Here is a 14803-nt window from a genome sequence, read left to right as displayed (position 1 = left end):
AAATTATTTGGGATGCCCCGGAATAGGAACACAGCGGTACCCCGGCTCGTTGTCACGACGTGAGCACGACACCAACTGTCCTCGCCGCAGAGCTGGCGCAGGCGTGGGCCGATATTCAGCGGTACCACCCCGAGCTGCCGGATCTAGCCGCGCCCGAGTCCCTGATCGGCGAGTCCTCGTCCGCCTGCGGCGCTGAACTCTCCTTCGAGCGACTGCTCCATGAGGCAGTCCACGGCATCGCCGCCGCGCGAGGTGTCCGCGACACCTCCCGCGCCGGCCGCTACCACAACCGCAGGTTCCTGGCGATCGCCGAGGAGATGGGGCTCGACCACCCCGAGGAGCCGCATCCCAGCAGCGGTTTCTCGCTGGTCTCGCTCAACCCCGAGGCGAAGCGCAGGTACCGGCAGACGATCGAAAGACTGCAGCGTGCGCTCAAGGCGCACACCGCGGCGACGGCAGCCGACACCAAACGCTCCTTCCGCGGACCTGCCGCACGGCACGGTTCCTCCGGCGGCGGAGTGCGGGTGAAGGCGGTCTGCGACTGCGGCCGCAACGTCCGGGTCGTTCCCTCCGTGCTGGCCCAGGCGCCCATCGTCTGCGGTGGCTGCGGAAAGGCTTTCCGTATCCCGGAAGTGGTCGCAGCGGCCGGCTGACCCGGGGTACCGCAACGTATGGCACAATGGCTAGCTGTACTCGACAGCCGCACAGGAACCCTCTCGTCCTCCGGCTGACGCGTCCATCGGGCACCCGAGTACCGCAACCCCACGTGGCATCTCGTTGTGCCCAACCACGTCAAGACCAGGAGACACCACTTCCGTGGCAGTCAAGATCAAGCTGAAGCGTCTGGGCAAGATCCGTTCGCCTCACTACCGCATCGTCGTCGCCGACTCCCGTACCCGCCGTGATGGCCGGGCCATCGAGGAGATCGGCCTGTATCACCCGGTGCAGAACCCCTCGCGCATCGAGGTCAATTCGGAGCGTGCGCAGTACTGGCTGTCCGTCGGCGCCCAGCCGACCGAGCCGGTCATGGCGATCCTGAAGCTCACCGGTGACTGGCAGGCGCACAAGGGCCTCCCGGCCCCCGCGCCGCTGCTGCAGCCGGAGCCGAAGGCCGACAAGCGCGCTGCGTTCGAGGCGTTCGCCAAGTCCATCGAGGGCGACGAGCCGAAGGGTGAGGCCATCACCCCGAAGGCGAAGAAGGCCGACAAGAAGGCGGACGAGGCGGCTCCGGCTGCTGAGTCCACCGAGTCGACCGAGGCCTGAGCATGCTCGAGGAGGCTCTCGAGCACCTCGTGAAGGGCATCGTCGACAACCCCGACGACGTACAGGTCGCTTCGCGCAACCTCCGTCGCGGGCAGGTGCTGGAGGTCCGGGTGCACCCCGACGACCTCGGTAAGGTGATCGGCCGCAACGGCCGCACCGCGCGCGCCCTGCGCACCATTGTGGGCGCCATCGGCGGCCGTGGCATCCGGGTCGACCTCGTCGACGTGGACCAGGTCCGCTGAGAAGTAGCTGAACACCGGCTCGGGCCGGGGAGGGCTGAGAAGCCGTCCCCGGCCTTTGTCGTCCGCGGTGCGCGCGGCAACACTGGAACCAGCGGAATCATCAGAATGAGGAGCGAAGCGTGCAACTGGTAGTCGCACGGATCGGGCGCGCCCACGGGATCAAGGGCGAAGTCACCGTGGAGGTGCGCACGGACGAGCCCGAGCTACGGCTCGGTCCCGGCGCGGTGCTCGCCACCGACCCTGCGGCCACCGGGCCGCTGACGATCGAGACCGGCCGGGTGCACAGCGGCAGGCTGCTGCTGCGCTTCGCGGGGGTCACGGACCGGACGGCCGCCGAGGCTCTCCGGAACACCCTGCTGATCGCCGAGGTCGACCCGCAGCAGACCCCGGAGGACCCCGAGGAGTTCTACGACCACCAGCTGATGGACCTCGACGTGGTGCTGTCCGACGGCACCGAGGTCGGCCGGATCACCGAGATCACCCACCTGCCCTCGCAGGACCTCTTCATCGTGGAGCGGCCCGACGGCAGCGAGGTCATGATCCCCTTCGTCGAGGAGATCGTCACCGAGATCGACCTGGAGGAGCAGCGGGCCGTCATCGACCCGCCGCCCGGCCTGATCGACGACAGCAGGGCCGAGGTCGCCGGCGCCAGGGACGACGACTGATGCGGCTCGACGTCGTCACGATCTTCCCGGAGTACCTCGAACCGCTGAATGTCTCGCTGGTCGGCAAGGCGCGCGCCCGCGGCCGGCTCGACGTACAGGTGCACGACCTGCGCGACTGGACGTACGACCGGCACAACACGGTCGACGACACCCCCTACGGCGGCGGCCCCGGCATGGTCATGAAGACCGAGCCCTGGGGCGAGGCGCTGGACGAGGTGGTGGCGGCCGGTTATGAGGCGGGGGCGTCCGGCCCGGTCCTGGTCGTGCCCACGCCCAGCGGCCGCCCCTTCACCCAGCAGGTCGCGGTCGAACTCTCCGAGCGGCCCTGGCTGGTCTTCACACCCGCCAGGTACGAGGGCATCGACCGACGGGTCGTCGACGAGTACGCGACCCGGATGCCGGTGTACGAGGTCTCCATCGGGGACTACGTCCTGGCGGGCGGCGAGGCCGCGGTCCTGGTGATCACGGAAGCCGTCGCCCGGCTGCTGCCCGGTGTACTCGGCAACGCCGAATCGCACCGCGACGACTCCTTCGCCACCGGCGCGATGGCCGACCTCCTCGAAGGCCCCGTCTACACGAAGCCGCCCGAGTGGCGCGGCCGTGGCATCCCGGACGTGCTGCTGAGCGGCCACCACGGGAAGATCGCGCGCTGGCGCCGGGACGAGGCGTTCCGGCGTACGGACCTCAACAGGCCGGATCTGCTGGAGCGCAGCGATCCCGCGTCCTTCGGCAAGAAGGACCGCGAAATGCTCTCGATCCTGGGCTGGAAGCAGGGGCCCGGAGGGCGATTTGGGCGAGAGCCCGGGGACGTGGAAGAATAGGCCGCTGCTGTACGTCCGGCGTGCGCCCCTGCCACAGGGGGAACGACGACCGTCCGACGCGATCAGCTCCCGAAACTCATCACGATGATTCCGTCGATGACCTGTGGCATCGGCGAAGAAAGCAGAAGATCATGTCCAGCCTGCTCAACGACGTCAAGGCCGCTTCGCTGCGGTCCGACCTTCCGGCCTTCCGCGCCGGTGACACGGTCAACGTCCACGTCCGTGTCATCGAGGGCAACCGCTCGCGTATCCAGCAGTTCAAGGGTGTCGTCATCCGCCGCCAGGGTGCGGGCGTCAGCGAGACCTTCACGGTCCGCAAGGTCTCCTTCTCGGTCGGCGTCGAGCGTACTTTCCCGGTGCACAGCCCGATCTTCGAGAAGATCGAGCTCGTGACCCGCGGTGACGTCCGTCGCGCGAAGCTGTACTACCTCCGTGAGCTGCGCGGCAAGGCCGCGAAGATCAAGGAGAAGCGCGACCACTGAGTCCACAGGGCGGCCGGATAAGCTCTGGCCCCGATGGACACCGAAGCACAGCACAAGGAGCGCGACCGCTCACCCGAACCGGATACGTCCGGGGAGGAAGAGCGGTCGCGCTCTGTGCGTATCGCGGCGCTGGTCGGGGGACCGTGGCGCAAGGCAGGGCTGCTTGCCCTCGTCTGCCTGGTGTTCCTGCTTCTGCTGAGTACGTATGTGATGCAGCCGTTCCTCATCCCCAGCGGCTCCATGGAGCCCACGCTGCAGGTGGGGGACCGGGTGCTGGTGGACAAGCTGGCGTACCGGTTCGGCGACGTGCCGCAGCGCGGGGACGTCGTGGTCTTCGACGGCGCCGGCTCGTTCGTGCGGGAGGCGCCCGCGCAGAACCCCGTGACCCGCGTGGTGCACGGTGCGGCGGCGGCGCTGGGTCTGGCCGCGCCCGCCGGCGCCGACTACGTGAAGCGTGTGGTGGGGGTGGGGGGCGACCATGTCGTCTGCTGCGACGAGCGCGGGCGGATCAAGGTGAACGGGCGGCCGGTGGACGAGGCGTATGTGTATCCGGGCAACCCGCCCTCCCAGGTGCCCTTCGACATCGTGGTGCCCGCCGGAACCCTCTGGGTGATGGGCGACCACCGATCCCGCTCCAGCGACTCCCGTGACCATCTCGGGGACCCCGGTGGCGGGATGGTCCCGGTGGGCCAGGTGATCGGGCGGGCCGGCTGGATCGGCTGGCCGTTCAGCCGCTGGACCTCGGTGAAGCGGACCGGGGCCTTCGACCGGGTGCGGGCGGCCGGTGGCAGCCATGGGTAACCGGGGGAGAGCGCGCGGCAGCGGGGAGAGCGCCGAGCGTACGCCGGAGGCGAGCGCCCCTACGGGCGAGCGCGCCCTGCCCACCAGGGCCGAGCGGCGCAGGCTCGCGCGCAAGGTCCAGCGGCGGCGGCGCCGGTCCAAGGCCCAGGAGATACCGGTCCTCATCGTCGTTGCGGTCGTGATCGCGCTGGTGCTCAAGACGTTCCTGGTGCAGGCGTTCGTCATCCCGTCGGGTTCGATGGAGGAGACGATCCGGATCGGTGACCGGGTGCTGGTGGACAAGCTCACCCCCTGGTTCGGCTCGAAACCGCAGCGCGGCGATGTCGTCGTCTTCAAGGACCCGGGCCACTGGCTGCCGCCCGAGGAGAGCAAGTCCCAGAGCTCGCCGTTCCTCGTGAAGCAGCTCAAGGAGGGCCTGACCTTCATCGGACTGCTGCCGTCGGACAACGAACAGGATCTGATCAAGCGGGTCATCGGGGTCGGCGGCGACACCGTGAAGTGCTGCGACAAGGACGGCAGGGTCACGGTCAACGGCGTCCCGCTGAACGAGCCGTATCTCCATCCGGGAAATCCGCCCTCCCAGCTGAAGTTCGAGGTGAAGGTCCCGGCCGGACGGCTCTTCGTGATGGGCGACCACCGGTCCAACTCGGCGGATTCGCGGTTCCACATGGACGGGCCCTACCAGGGGACGGTGCCGGTGAGCGGTGTGGTGGGGCGCGCGGTCGTCATCGCCTGGCCGCTGGGGCACTGGAGCAGGCTCAAGGAGCCCGCCACCTTCGCGTCGGTGGCCTCCCGGGCCGGCCAGGATCCGCCCGGCCCCGGTCCGCGGAGCCTCGCCTCTCAGGATCGGCACGTAAACTTCCCGCTCCCGACTCCTGCGGAACTTCCGCTCGTTATGGGAGTGGTGGGCCTGCGTCTCCCCGGAGGCAGGCGACGGCACGGAGTGAGGAGTGGATGTGGGGGACGTGGCGGTCGGCGCGCGATCCGGACACGAAGAGCCAGAGGACCGGCCAGGGCCGCCCGTTGGTGGCGAGGGAACCGAAGCCTCTGACAGCGGGTGGTCCGACGGGCCCGGCAAGGACGGCGGTCAGCACAGGGCCGGCGACCGGCAGAACGGCCCCGACGGGCCGGACGGCCTCGACGAGGACGACAGGGACGGCGAGAACACCGGCCACAGCGGGCCGAAGAAGCAGCGCTCCTTCTGGAAGGAGCTGCCGCTTCTCATCGGCATCGCGCTGGTCCTGGCCCTGTTGATCAAGACTTTCCTGGTGCAGGCGTTCTCGATCCCCTCCGACTCGATGCAGGACACGCTGCAGCGCGGTGACCGGGTGCTGGTCGACAAGCTGACCCCGTGGTTCGGCTCGGAGCCGGAGCGGGGCGACGTCGTGGTGTTCCACGACCCGGGCGGCTGGCTCGAAGGCGAGCCGACCCCGACTCCGAACGTGGCGCAGAAGTTCCTCAGTTTCATCGGCCTGATGCCGTCCGCCGAGGAGAAGGACCTGATCAAGCGGGTCATCGCGATCGGCGGGGACACGGTTTCCTGCAAGAAGGGGGGCCCGGTCGTCGTCAACGGCAAGGCGCTCTCCGAGAAGTCGTTCATCTTCCCCGGCAACACCCCTTGCGACGACCAGCCGTTCGGGCCGATCCATGTGCCCAAGGGCCGGATCTGGGTGATGGGCGACCACCGTCAGGACTCGCTCGACTCGCGCTACCACCAGCAACTGCCGGGTGGCGGCACGGTCTCCACCAAGGAGGTCGTCGGACGGGCCTTCGTCGTGGCCTGGCCGGTCGACCGCTGGTCGTGGCTGGGGGTTCCCGGCACCTTCGATCAGAAGGGCATCAACGCCGCAGGCGCCGTCGCTCCTGGGGCGCTGGGTCTCGCCGGGGCACTGCCTCTGGTGATCCGGCGCAGGCGCAAGCTGACCCGCGACGGTACCGCCGGGTAAGGTGCGCTCCCAGATTGTTGATCTCCGATATGGGGGAGCGCTGGGATGAGCGGAACAGTACGTACGAGTGACGGAGGCGGCCGGCTCGGCAGTGCGCTGTCGGGTCTGGCCGTGGCCGTTGGCTGCGTGCTCTTTCTCGGAGGGTTCGCCTGGGGAGCGGTTGAGTACAAGCCGTACACCGTGCCGACCGACTCGATGACCCCGACCGTGAAGGTGGGGGACCGGGTGCTGGCACAGCGAATAGACAGCAGTGCGGTGCACCGCGGTGACGTGGTGATCTTCCAGGATCCCGACTGGGGCGATATGCCGATGGTCAAGCGGGTCGTCGGAGTCGGCGGCGACAAGGTCGCCTGCTGTGACACCAGGGGCCGGCTCACTGTGAACGGCAATGGCATCAACGAGCCGTACCTCAATGCCGATCCGCTCTCCAAGGGGCGGGCCTCCGCGATGGGTTTCACCGTGAAGGTGCCCGCGGGGCGGCTCTTCCTGCTCGGTGACGAGCGCACCAACTCGATGGACTCGCGTGTCCACCTCCAGGACGCGGACCACGGCTCGGTACCGCGCTCGACGGTGTCCGCGCGGGTGGACGCCATCGCCTGGCCGCTGAGCGGCGGAACGATCGGGCGGCCGGAGGCCTTCGCCGCGCTGCCCGGCGGGGTCTCGCAGCCCGGGCCGCTGAAGCTGGTCGTGGCGGCTGTGCTGGCCGGAGTCGTGCTGATCCTGGGCGGCTCGGTCTACGGGCCGCTCGCGCGGGGGCTGGGCGGCCGGAAGAAGAAGGTGGCCGTCGGTGTCGGCTGAGCTGCGCGAGGTCGCGCGCGTCATCCTGCTCGATCCGGCCGACCGGGTGCTGCTGATGCACGGGTTCGAGCCCGCCGATCCGGCGCGCACCTGGTGGTTCACTCCCGGCGGAGGCGTCGAGCCGGGGGAGACCCATGAGGAGGCCGCGCTCCGCGAGTTGCGGGAGGAGACCGGCATCGACGCGGTGGACCTCGGCCCGGTGCTGTGGTCCCGGGTGTGCTCGTTCCCGTTCGACGGGCGCCGGTGGAACCAGGATGAACGGTACTTTCTCGGGCGAACCACTCGGACTGCGACCGCCATGGACGGGCTGACCCCGCTGGAGCAGCGCAGCGTCGCGGGGCTGAGGTGGTGGACTTCCGCCGAACTGTCCGCGACGCGTGAGACGGTGTATCCGACCAGGCTCGCCGGGCTGCTGCGCACGCTGCTCGACGAGGGTCCCCCGGCTGCACCGGTGGTCCTGGCCCCGGAAATCGTCTAGGGCGCAGGGGAGCGGCGCACAATAGGGGGACGCACGGCTGAAGGGGAACATGCCATGAGCGCCGAGGACCTCGAAAAGTACGAGACCGAGATGGAGCTGAAGCTCTACCGGGAGTACCGCGACGTTGTCGGCCTGTTCAAATATGTGATCGAGACCGAGCGGCGCTTCTACCTCACCAACGACTACGAGATGCAGGTGCACTCCGTACAGGGCGAGGTTTTCTTCGAGGTGTCGATGGCTGATGCCTGGGTCTGGGACATGTACAGGCCGGCCAGGTTCGTGAAGCAGGTACGTGTACTGACTTTCAAGGATGTGAACATCGAGGAGCTCAACAAGAGCGATCTCGAACTTCCGGGTGGCTGAGTTGTCCACAACCGGCGAGTAATCCACCAAGATCCACAGGGTGGCGGCCCGGGCGGCACAGTCGGTACCGGAGGTGGTGCCGGTATGAACGCACGGGGGGCACTCGGGCGGTACGGGGAGGGGCTGGCGGCGAGGACGCTGGCCGGGTCCGGAATGACCGTCGTCGAACGGAACTGGCGGTGCAGGTCGGGCGAGATCGACATCGTGGCGCGTGACGGCGACGCGCTGGTCGTCTGCGAGGTGAAGACCCGCAGGGAAAGCTCCTTCGAGCATCCGATGGCCGCGGTCACCCCGGTCAAGGCCGACCGGCTCAGACACCTCGCCGAGCGCTGGCTCGCGGCCCACGGCGGGGCGCCGCCCGGCGGGGTGCGGATCGACCTGATCGGGGTGGTGCTGCCCAGGCGCGGGGCGCCCCGGGTCGAGCATGTACGGGGGGTGACCTGATGGGCTTCGCGCGTGCGTGTTCGGTCGCGCTGGTCGGGGTCGACGGCGTGGTGGTGGAGGTCCAGGCGGATCTCGAACCGGGTATCGCCGCCTTCACGCTGGTGGGGCTGCCGGACAAGAGCCTGGTCGAGAGCCGGGACCGGGTGCGGGCCGCTGTGGTGAACTCCGGCGCCGAGTGGCCGCAGAAGAAGCTCACGGTCGGGCTGAGCCCGGCGTCGGTACCGAAGAGCGGCAGCGGATTCGATCTGGCCGTCGCCTGCGCCGTCCTGGGGGCGGCCGAGCGCATCGACCCGAAGGAGATCGCCGATCTGGTGCTCATCGGGGAGCTGGGGCTCGACGGCCGGGTCAGGCCGGTGCGCGGCATCCTGCCCGCCGTGCTGGCCGCGGCGGAAGCGGGATACAGCCAGGTCGTGGTCCCGGAGCAGACCGCGGGGGAAGCGTCGCTGGTGCCCGGGGTCTCGGTGCTCGGGGTACGGAGCCTGCGGCAGCTCATCGCCGTACTGACCGGCGAGCCGGTCCCCGATGAGGAGGCCCCGGTGGCGGGGCGGCCGGACCCGATGCTGGCCGGGTTGATGATGCCGGGCGCAGGGGCCGGAACCGGGCTGACCCTGGGCGCGGGGCCGGATCTCGCGGACGTGGCGGGACAGCCGGCCGCCAGAAAGGCTCTGGAGGTCGCCGCTGCCGGGGCCCACCATCTGCTGCTGCACGGACCCCCTGGGGCGGGCAAGACCATGCTGGCCGAGCGGCTTCCGGCGATCCTGCCGCCGCTGACCAGGCATGAGTCGCTGGAGGTGACGGCGGTCCACTCGGTGGCCGGCATCCTCCCGCCGGGGGAGCCACTGATCGGGACCGCGCCGTACTGCGCCCCGCATCACTCCGCGACCATGCAGTCGCTGATCGGTGGCGGCAACGGCCTGCCCCGGCCGGGGGCCGTGTCCCTGGCACACCGAGGGGTCCTCTTTCTCGACGAGGCCCCTGAATTCTCCGTCCGGGTCCTCGACGCGCTCCGCCAGCCGCTGGAGTCCGGGCATGTGGTGGTCGCGCGCAGCGCCGGGGTGGTGAGACTGCCCGCCAGGTTCCTGATGGCACTGGCCGCCAATCCCTGCCCCTGCGGCAGGCACACGATGAACGGCTCGGGGTGCGAATGCCCGGCCTCGATGGTCCGCAGATACCAGTCCAGACTCTCGGGCCCGCTCCTCGACCGGGTGGACCTCCGGGTCGAGGTGGAGCCGGTGCGCCGATCCGACCTCATGGGTCAGGGTGGTGCGGGCGAGTCGTCGGCCACCGTGGCCGCTCGGGTGCGGGAGGGCCGGGAGCGGGCGGCGGCGCGGCTGGCCGGTACGCCGTGGAGCACCAACAGCGAGGTGCCGGGCCATGAGCTGCGGACCCGCTGGACGGCCGCGCCGGGTGCGCTGGCCGTGGCCGAGCGGGACATGGAGCGCGGACTGCTCACGGCCCGTGGTCTCGACCGGGTGCTGAGGGTGGCCTGGACGGTCGCCGACCTGGCGGGCCGGGACCGGCCGGGCGCCCAGGACGTCGGGCTGGCTCTCCAGCTGCGTACCGGGGTGGACCGGGGGGCGCTGCTCGCGGCCGGGAAGGAGGCCGGATGAGCACGGACGCCGGCGGGGACGAGCGGCTGGCCCGGGCCGCGCTCACCCGGACCGTCGAGCCGGGCGACGAGCTGGGCGGCCGGTTGCTGCGCGAACTGGGGGCCGTGGAGCTGTGGCGGCGGCTGCGCACCATGGCGGACGGCGGGGAGGCGGCATTTCCCGGGGTGAGCGCCAAGCGGCTCGGCGGCTACCGGCTGCGGGCGGCTGCGGCGCACCCCGAACAGGATCTGCGGGCCGCGGAGGCGGGCGGTGGGCGGTTCATCTGCCCAGGGGACCAGGAGTGGCCGGTGCAGCTCGACGACCTGGGAGACGCGCGGCCCATCGGGCTCTGGGTGCGGGGCCGGCCCCATCTGCGGATGTGGGCGCTGCGCTCCGTAGCGGTGGTCGGCGCCCGGGCCTGTACGGCCTACGGGGCGCACATGGCGGCAGCGCTGGGCTCCGGCCTCGCGGAGCTGGGCTGGGTCGTCGTGTCGGGCGCCGCGTTCGGGGTCGACGGGGCCGCGCACCGCGGGGCGCTCGCCGCTGGCGGGGCCACCATCGCGGTGCTGGCCTGCGGGGTCGACACGGTCTACCCGCGCGGTCACGCCGAGATGATCGGACGGATCGCCGAACAGGGGCTGCTCATCAGCGAGTTGCCGCCGGGTGACCACCCCACGCCCAGCCGCTTCATCCTCCGTAACCGCGTGATCGCCGCGCTCACCCGGGGAACCGTGGTCGTCGAGGCCGAATACCGCAGCGGCTCACTGGCCACCGCGCGCAGCGCGCAGAAGCTCGGCCGGTACACGATGGGCGTCCCCGGGCCGGTGACCAGCGGGCTCTCCGCCGGTGTGCACGAACTGCTGCGCTGCGGAGGCCTGCTGGTCACCGACGCGGCCGAAGTCGCCGAGCTGGTGGGGGACATCGGGGACCTCGCACCCGGCAGGCACGGCCCGGTCCTGCCCCGGGACCTTCTCGGCCCGGTCGCCGCCCGGGTCCTGGAGGCGCTTCCCGGCCACGGTGCGATGGCCGGGCACGATGTGGCCCGTGAGGCCGGGACGACAGCAGATGAAGCGCTCGCCAGGCTGTACGAACTCCACTCGTTGGGGTTTGTTGAACGGCGAAGCGAAGGATGGCAGTTGGTGTCGGGGGCGCCATAGATCGCGGACACCCGGCGAGGCGATGCTTGACCTGGGGCAATCGGGTGAAAAGGTGATGTCACAGCCTCGGCAGGGGTCTTCCGGCATCACCTCCGGAACGCGGTCCGCGCGATGACGTCAACCAGGTGCTATGACGTACTCATCGCACCCTGCGATGCTCCAGTCACGCTACGCTCACAAGGAATCCGGCTCAAAACAAGTCCTCACGCAGGTCCCAGCAGAACGGCTCAAGGCAACGAATGCCCCAGCACACGTCCGGGTCTGACCGCGCGGCAGCGCCGCCGGCTGCACGTGGCCACATTCGGCCCCCCGCGCCGTCTTCGCTCGACGAGCTGTGGCGGTCGTACAAGTCAACGGGCGACAGACGGCTGCGCGAGCAGCTGATCCTGCACTACTCGCCCCTGGTGAAGTACGTCGCGGGCCGGGTCAGCGTGGGGCTGCCGCCCAACGTCGAGCAGGCCGACTTCGTGTCCTCCGGTGTCTTCGGGCTGATCGACGCCATCGAAAAGTTCGACATCGAGCGGTCCATCAAGTTCGAGACCTATGCGATCACCCGGATCCGTGGCGCGATGATCGACGAACTCCGCGCGCTCGACTGGATTCCCCGCTCGGTCCGGCAGAAGGCACGCGCCGTCGAGCGCGCCTACGCGACGCTGGAGGCCCAGCTGCGCCGCACTCCGTCCGAGGTCGAGGTCGCGGCCGAGATGGGCATCGCCGTCGAGGAACTGCACGCGGTCTTCAGTCAGTTGTCGCTGGCGAATGTGGTAGCCCTGGACGAGTTGCTGCACGTCGGCGGCGAGGGCGGCGACCGGCTCAGCCTGATGGACACCCTGGAGGACACCGCAGCGGACAACCCGGTCGAGCTGGCCGAGGGCCGCGAGCTGCGCAGACTGCTGGCCCGCGCCATCAACACGCTCCCCGACCGGGAGAAGACCGTGGTCACCCTCTATTACTACGAAGGTCTCACGCTGGCAGAGATCGGCCACGTCCTCGGGGTCACCGAGAGCCGGGTCAGCCAGATCCACACCAAATCGGTACTGCAGCTTCGCGCCAAGCTGTCGGACGTCGGCCGCTGATTCCGCAGGCGAATCGTGCCTGCGCAGAGGGCTTCCGTAAAGTGGGCCCGTGCCCAGGATTCGAGCGGCCTCCGTGGCCGAACACCGAACCATGCAGCGCAGCGCCCTGCTGGACGCCGCCCGCACCCTCCTCTCCGAAGGCGGCACGGAGGCGCTGACCTTCCCCGCCCTCGCCGAGCGCACCGGCCTCGCGCGCTCCTCCGTGTACGAGTACTTCCGCTCACGCGCCGCAGTGGTGGAAGAGCTCTGCGCCGTCGACTTCCCCGTCTGGGCGGCCGAGATCGAGTCCGCGATGGAGCGGGCCCCTGATCCGGCGGGCAAGGTCGAGGCCTATGTGCGCCAGCAGCTGGCGCTGGTCGGTGACCAGCGCCACCGGGCCGTGGTGGCCATCTCCGCAGGCGAGCTCGATGCGGGTGCCCGCGAGAAGATCCGTGCCGCGCACGGCGGTCTCATCGCGATGATCGTCGAGGCGCTCGAAGCTCTCCACCACGACCAGCCGAGACTGGCGGCGATGCTGCTCCAGGGGGTGGTGGACGCGGCGGTGCGGCGTATCGAGACTGGTTCGGCCGAAGACCCCGCCGTGGTGGCCGACGCGGCCGTCGGGATGGCACTGGGCGGTGTCCAGGGCTGACGCCCACCGATGCGCGCGCCCTCCCGGTACTTCCCCGCTTCCCCGTACTCCTCCGCCGCTGCGTCATCCGCGTATCCCGGTCCGGCTCCGGGCGCTTCCCCCGTGATCTCCGGAACCCCGAACACCGGCAGCAGCCTGGACGGCCCCCGGTGCAGCAGCCCGGGCGGGAGCAGCGACAGCGGATTCAGATAGACGTCCCCGCGCAGCAGCCCCCAGTGCAGACAGCCCGACGGGCAGTGGGACGCCCCGTCCTCCCGTACGGCGACCGGCCGGCCGGCGGTGACCTCTTCTCCTTTTGCGACGAGTGCCCGGACCGGTTCGTAAGTCGTGCGCAGGGGTGTGCCCGACACCGCGATGGTGAGCACCCCGTGTCCGGCCACCCGGCCCGCGAACGTGACCCGGCCGGAGGCCGCTGCCAGTACCGGTGTGCCGGGTGCGGCGGCCAGGTCAACTCCGCGGTGCCCCGGTCCGTACGGAGAGGCGGGCGGGTCCCAGCCGTGGACGATCCGTGGTCGGCCGCCCACCGGCCAGCTGCGGTCCGCCGTCGGCACTGGCGTGGGCATGGCCGCGGGCGCCGCCGCCGGCACCCTCAATGCCGACATGGGTGTCGCCCCTGCCGCCACGGCGAACGGCAGCCCGGCCCCCGTGGCGGCGCACACCGCAGCGACCGCGGCCACCGCACAGACCGCGGCCACCACGGCCGGCAGCACGGCGCGCACCGCCACGAGTAACCCGGCGAACCGTGCGTTGCGGTCCGGGGCGTTCGGTTCGCGGGCGTCGTGGCCCCAAGTGGTCTGGTTCAGGCGCATGAGGGAAACCGTCCCCCAGTACGCGGGTTCGCGGGGATCATGGCCGGTATCTGTGGACTACCAGCCGGTTGTGGACATCGCCGTCACCCGGCACCCGCCGGGTCCCGTACACTTCTGGTGGCGATCCGGGTCACCGGGTCGACTTCGCACGCCCCCCATCACCCCCTCAGCGGTCGATGGACGCGCCTCTCGGTCCCTTGTGGCACGGCGCGTGTGGGCGTCAGGCGCGACAGCAATCCTGCGGTCGCGACAACCGAGTACATCAAGGAGTACGGCCATGGCCGTCGTCACGATGCGGGAGCTGCTGGAAAGCGGCGTCCACTTCGGTCACCAGACCCGTCGTTGGAACCCGAAGATGAAGCGCTTCATCTTCACGGAGCGCAACGGCATCTACATCATCGACCTGCTCCAGTCGCTGTCGTACATCGACCGCGCCTACGAGTTCGTCAAGGAGACCGTCGCGCACGGCGGCTCCATCATGTTCGTGGGTACCAAGAAGCAGGCCCAGGAAGCGATCGCCGAGCAGGCGACGCGTGTGGGCATGCCCTACGTCAACCAGCGTTGGCTCGGCGGCATGCTGACCAACTTCTCCACCGTCTACAAGCGCCTTCAGCGTCTGAAGGAGCTTGAGCAGATCGACTTCGAGGATGTGGCCGCCTCCGGCCTCACCAAGAAGGAGCTCCTGGTCCTCTCGCGTGAGAAGGCCAAGCTGGAGAAGACCCTCGGTGGTATCCGCGAGATGCAGAAGGTGCCCAGCGCCGTCTGGATCGTCGACACCAAGAAGGAGCACATCGCCGTCGGTGAGGCGCGCAAGCTCCACATCCCGGTTGTCGCGATCCTCGACACCAACTGCGACCCCGACGAGGTCGACTACAAGATCCCGGGCAACGACGACGCGATCCGCTCCGTCACCCTGCTCACCCGCGTGATCGCCGACGCCGTCGCCGAGGGCCTCATCGCCCGCTCCGGTGCTGCGACCGGCGACCAGAAGCCGGGCGAGAAGGCTGCCTCCGAGCCGCTCGCCGAGTGGGAGCGTGACCTGCTCGACGGTGAGAAGAAGGACGGCGCCGAGGTCGTCCAGACCTCTGCCGAGACCGAGAAGGTCGCTGACGCCGAGGCCGCCGCCGAGACTCCGGTCGCCGAGACGCCCGCTGCCGAGGCCCCTGCCGCCGAGGCGCCCGCCGCCCCGGCCGCGGACGCCGAGCAGGCCTGACCCTCACCGGTTCGGTTGTTGACGG

The 14803-nt window shown here is 70.1% G+C and carries 18 protein-coding genes and 1 pseudogene; 18 read left to right on the top strand and 1 reads right to left on the bottom strand.

The features are described from left to right. The first annotated feature begins 59 nt into the window (after positions 1–59). The 17 genes from OG452_RS08445 (at position 60) to OG452_RS08365 (ending at position 12756) form a co-directional block, all read left to right on the top strand. Positions 60–653: a hypothetical protein gene (locus tag OG452_RS08445; RefSeq protein ID WP_266852529.1), complete on the top strand. Its 594-nt coding sequence runs from the start codon at positions 60–62 to the stop codon at positions 651–653. 163 nt (positions 654–816) lie between these two features. Further along, a complete protein-coding gene (gene rpsP, locus OG452_RS08440; RefSeq protein ID WP_327294999.1) occupies positions 817–1263 on the top strand; it encodes a 30S ribosomal protein S16 in 447 nt (148 codons plus the stop codon). A 2-nt stretch (positions 1264–1265) separates the two neighbouring features. Further along, positions 1266–1505: an RNA-binding protein gene (locus tag OG452_RS08435; protein ID WP_164265900.1), complete on the top strand. Its 240-nt coding sequence runs from the start codon at positions 1266–1268 to the stop codon at positions 1503–1505. A 119-nt stretch (positions 1506–1624) separates the two neighbouring features. After that, positions 1625–2170: a ribosome maturation factor RimM gene (gene rimM, locus OG452_RS08430; RefSeq protein WP_327294998.1), complete on the top strand. Its 546-nt coding sequence runs from the start codon at positions 1625–1627 to the stop codon at positions 2168–2170. Beyond that, complete coding sequence (gene trmD, locus OG452_RS08425; RefSeq protein ID WP_327294997.1) at positions 2170–2991, top strand: tRNA (guanosine(37)-N1)-methyltransferase TrmD; 822 nt, start codon at positions 2170–2172, stop codon at positions 2989–2991. The genes rimM and trmD overlap by 1 nt, the downstream gene beginning before the upstream one ends. A 131-nt stretch (positions 2992–3122) precedes the next feature. Further along, positions 3123–3473, top strand: a complete 351-nt coding sequence (rplS, locus tag OG452_RS08420) for a 50S ribosomal protein L19 (RefSeq protein ID WP_164265897.1) — start codon at positions 3123–3125, stop codon at positions 3471–3473. A gap of 33 nt (positions 3474–3506) precedes the next feature. After that, positions 3507–4274, top strand: coding sequence for a signal peptidase I (lepB, locus tag OG452_RS08415; protein WP_327294996.1), 768 nt, complete (start codon positions 3507–3509; stop codon positions 4272–4274). Then, the gene (gene lepB, locus OG452_RS08410) at positions 4267–5325 is read left to right on the top strand and encodes a signal peptidase I (RefSeq protein ID WP_327294995.1); all 1059 of its coding nucleotides are present in this window, start codon (positions 4267–4269) and stop codon (positions 5323–5325) included. The genes lepB (OG452_RS08415) and lepB (OG452_RS08410) overlap by 8 nt, the downstream gene beginning before the upstream one ends. Then, a complete protein-coding gene (gene lepB, locus OG452_RS08405) occupies positions 5240–6220 on the top strand; it encodes a signal peptidase I (protein ID WP_327299555.1) in 981 nt (326 codons plus the stop codon). Before lepB (OG452_RS08410) ends, lepB (OG452_RS08405) begins: the two co-directional genes overlap by 86 nt. Before the next feature lie 45 nt (positions 6221–6265). After that, on the top strand, positions 6266–7018 hold the full coding sequence (gene lepB, locus OG452_RS08400) for a signal peptidase I (protein ID WP_327294994.1): 753 nt from the start codon (positions 6266–6268) through the stop codon (positions 7016–7018). Then, on the top strand, positions 7008–7496 hold the full coding sequence (locus OG452_RS08395; RefSeq protein WP_327294993.1) for an NUDIX hydrolase: 489 nt from the start codon (positions 7008–7010) through the stop codon (positions 7494–7496). Before lepB (OG452_RS08400) ends, OG452_RS08395 begins: the two co-directional genes overlap by 11 nt. 54 nt (positions 7497–7550) lie before the next feature. Next, the gene (locus OG452_RS08390; RefSeq protein WP_003965949.1) at positions 7551–7859 is read left to right on the top strand and encodes a DUF2469 domain-containing protein; all 309 of its coding nucleotides are present in this window, start codon (positions 7551–7553) and stop codon (positions 7857–7859) included. 84 nt (positions 7860–7943) lie between these two features. Beyond that, positions 7944–8303: a YraN family protein gene (locus tag OG452_RS08385; protein ID WP_327294992.1), complete on the top strand. Its 360-nt coding sequence runs from the start codon at positions 7944–7946 to the stop codon at positions 8301–8303. Next, the gene (locus tag OG452_RS08380) at positions 8303–9913 is read left to right on the top strand and encodes a YifB family Mg chelatase-like AAA ATPase (RefSeq protein ID WP_327294991.1); all 1611 of its coding nucleotides are present in this window, start codon (positions 8303–8305) and stop codon (positions 9911–9913) included. Before OG452_RS08385 ends, OG452_RS08380 begins: the two co-directional genes overlap by 1 nt. Then, complete coding sequence (gene dprA, locus OG452_RS08375; protein ID WP_327294990.1) at positions 9910–11049, top strand: DNA-processing protein DprA; 1140 nt, start codon at positions 9910–9912, stop codon at positions 11047–11049. The genes OG452_RS08380 and dprA overlap by 4 nt, the downstream gene beginning before the upstream one ends. A gap of 239 nt (positions 11050–11288) precedes the next feature. After that, positions 11289–12125: an RNA polymerase sigma factor WhiG gene (gene whiG / locus OG452_RS08370; protein ID WP_327294989.1), complete on the top strand. Its 837-nt coding sequence runs from the start codon at positions 11289–11291 to the stop codon at positions 12123–12125. Positions 12126–12198: 73 nt separating this feature from the next. Then, positions 12199–12756, top strand: a complete 558-nt coding sequence (locus OG452_RS08365) for a TetR/AcrR family transcriptional regulator (RefSeq protein ID WP_327299554.1) — start codon at positions 12199–12201, stop codon at positions 12754–12756. A gap of 239 nt (positions 12757–12995) precedes the next feature. Here the strand turns inward: OG452_RS08365 and OG452_RS08360 are convergent. Next, positions 12996–13319 (bottom strand): annotated as a pseudogene (locus tag OG452_RS08360) (peptidoglycan DD-metalloendopeptidase family protein); the annotation flags it as partial. Between the two features lie 523 nt (positions 13320–13842). Here OG452_RS08360 and rpsB point away from each other — a divergent pair. Further along, positions 13843–14778 (top strand): 30S ribosomal protein S2, encoded by a 936-nt coding sequence (gene rpsB / locus OG452_RS08355; protein WP_327294988.1) that lies wholly within the window; start codon positions 13843–13845, stop codon positions 14776–14778. The last annotated feature ends 25 nt before the right edge of the window (positions 14779–14803 follow it).

The sequence above is a fragment of the Streptomyces sp. NBC_01197 genome (assembly GCF_036010505.1).
Taxonomy (GTDB): domain Bacteria; phylum Actinomycetota; class Actinomycetes; order Streptomycetales; family Streptomycetaceae; genus Streptomyces.
The sequence above is the reverse complement of the archived record's forward strand: the minus strand, read 5'-3'. Positions and strand labels throughout refer to the sequence as shown.

What these genes read in the sequence shown, in the direction of transcription:
- OG452_RS08435 (WP_164265900.1), top strand. Translation starts at nt 1,266, where the DNA reads ATGCTCGAGGAGGCTCTCGAGCACCTCGTGAAGGGCATCGTCGACAAC.
- trmD (WP_327294997.1), top strand. Translation starts at nt 2,170, where the DNA reads ATGCGGCTCGACGTCGTCACGATCTTCCCGGAGTACCTCGAACCGCTG.
- rplS (WP_164265897.1), top strand. Translation starts at nt 3,123, where the DNA reads ATGTCCAGCCTGCTCAACGACGTCAAGGCCGCTTCGCTGCGGTCCGAC.
- lepB (WP_327294996.1), top strand. Translation starts at nt 3,507, where the DNA reads ATGGACACCGAAGCACAGCACAAGGAGCGCGACCGCTCACCCGAACCG.
- lepB (WP_327294995.1), top strand. Translation starts at nt 4,267, where the DNA reads ATGGGTAACCGGGGGAGAGCGCGCGGCAGCGGGGAGAGCGCCGAGCGT.
- lepB (WP_327294994.1), top strand. Translation starts at nt 6,266, where the DNA reads ATGAGCGGAACAGTACGTACGAGTGACGGAGGCGGCCGGCTCGGCAGT.
- OG452_RS08390 (WP_003965949.1), top strand. Translation starts at nt 7,551, where the DNA reads ATGAGCGCCGAGGACCTCGAAAAGTACGAGACCGAGATGGAGCTGAAG.
- OG452_RS08385 (WP_327294992.1), top strand. Translation starts at nt 7,944, where the DNA reads ATGAACGCACGGGGGGCACTCGGGCGGTACGGGGAGGGGCTGGCGGCG.
- OG452_RS08380 (WP_327294991.1), top strand. Translation starts at nt 8,303, where the DNA reads ATGGGCTTCGCGCGTGCGTGTTCGGTCGCGCTGGTCGGGGTCGACGGC.
- dprA (WP_327294990.1), top strand. Translation starts at nt 9,910, where the DNA reads ATGAGCACGGACGCCGGCGGGGACGAGCGGCTGGCCCGGGCCGCGCTC.
- whiG (WP_327294989.1), top strand. Translation starts at nt 11,289, where the DNA reads ATGCCCCAGCACACGTCCGGGTCTGACCGCGCGGCAGCGCCGCCGGCT.
- rpsB (WP_327294988.1), top strand. Translation starts at nt 13,843, where the DNA reads ATGGCCGTCGTCACGATGCGGGAGCTGCTGGAAAGCGGCGTCCACTTC.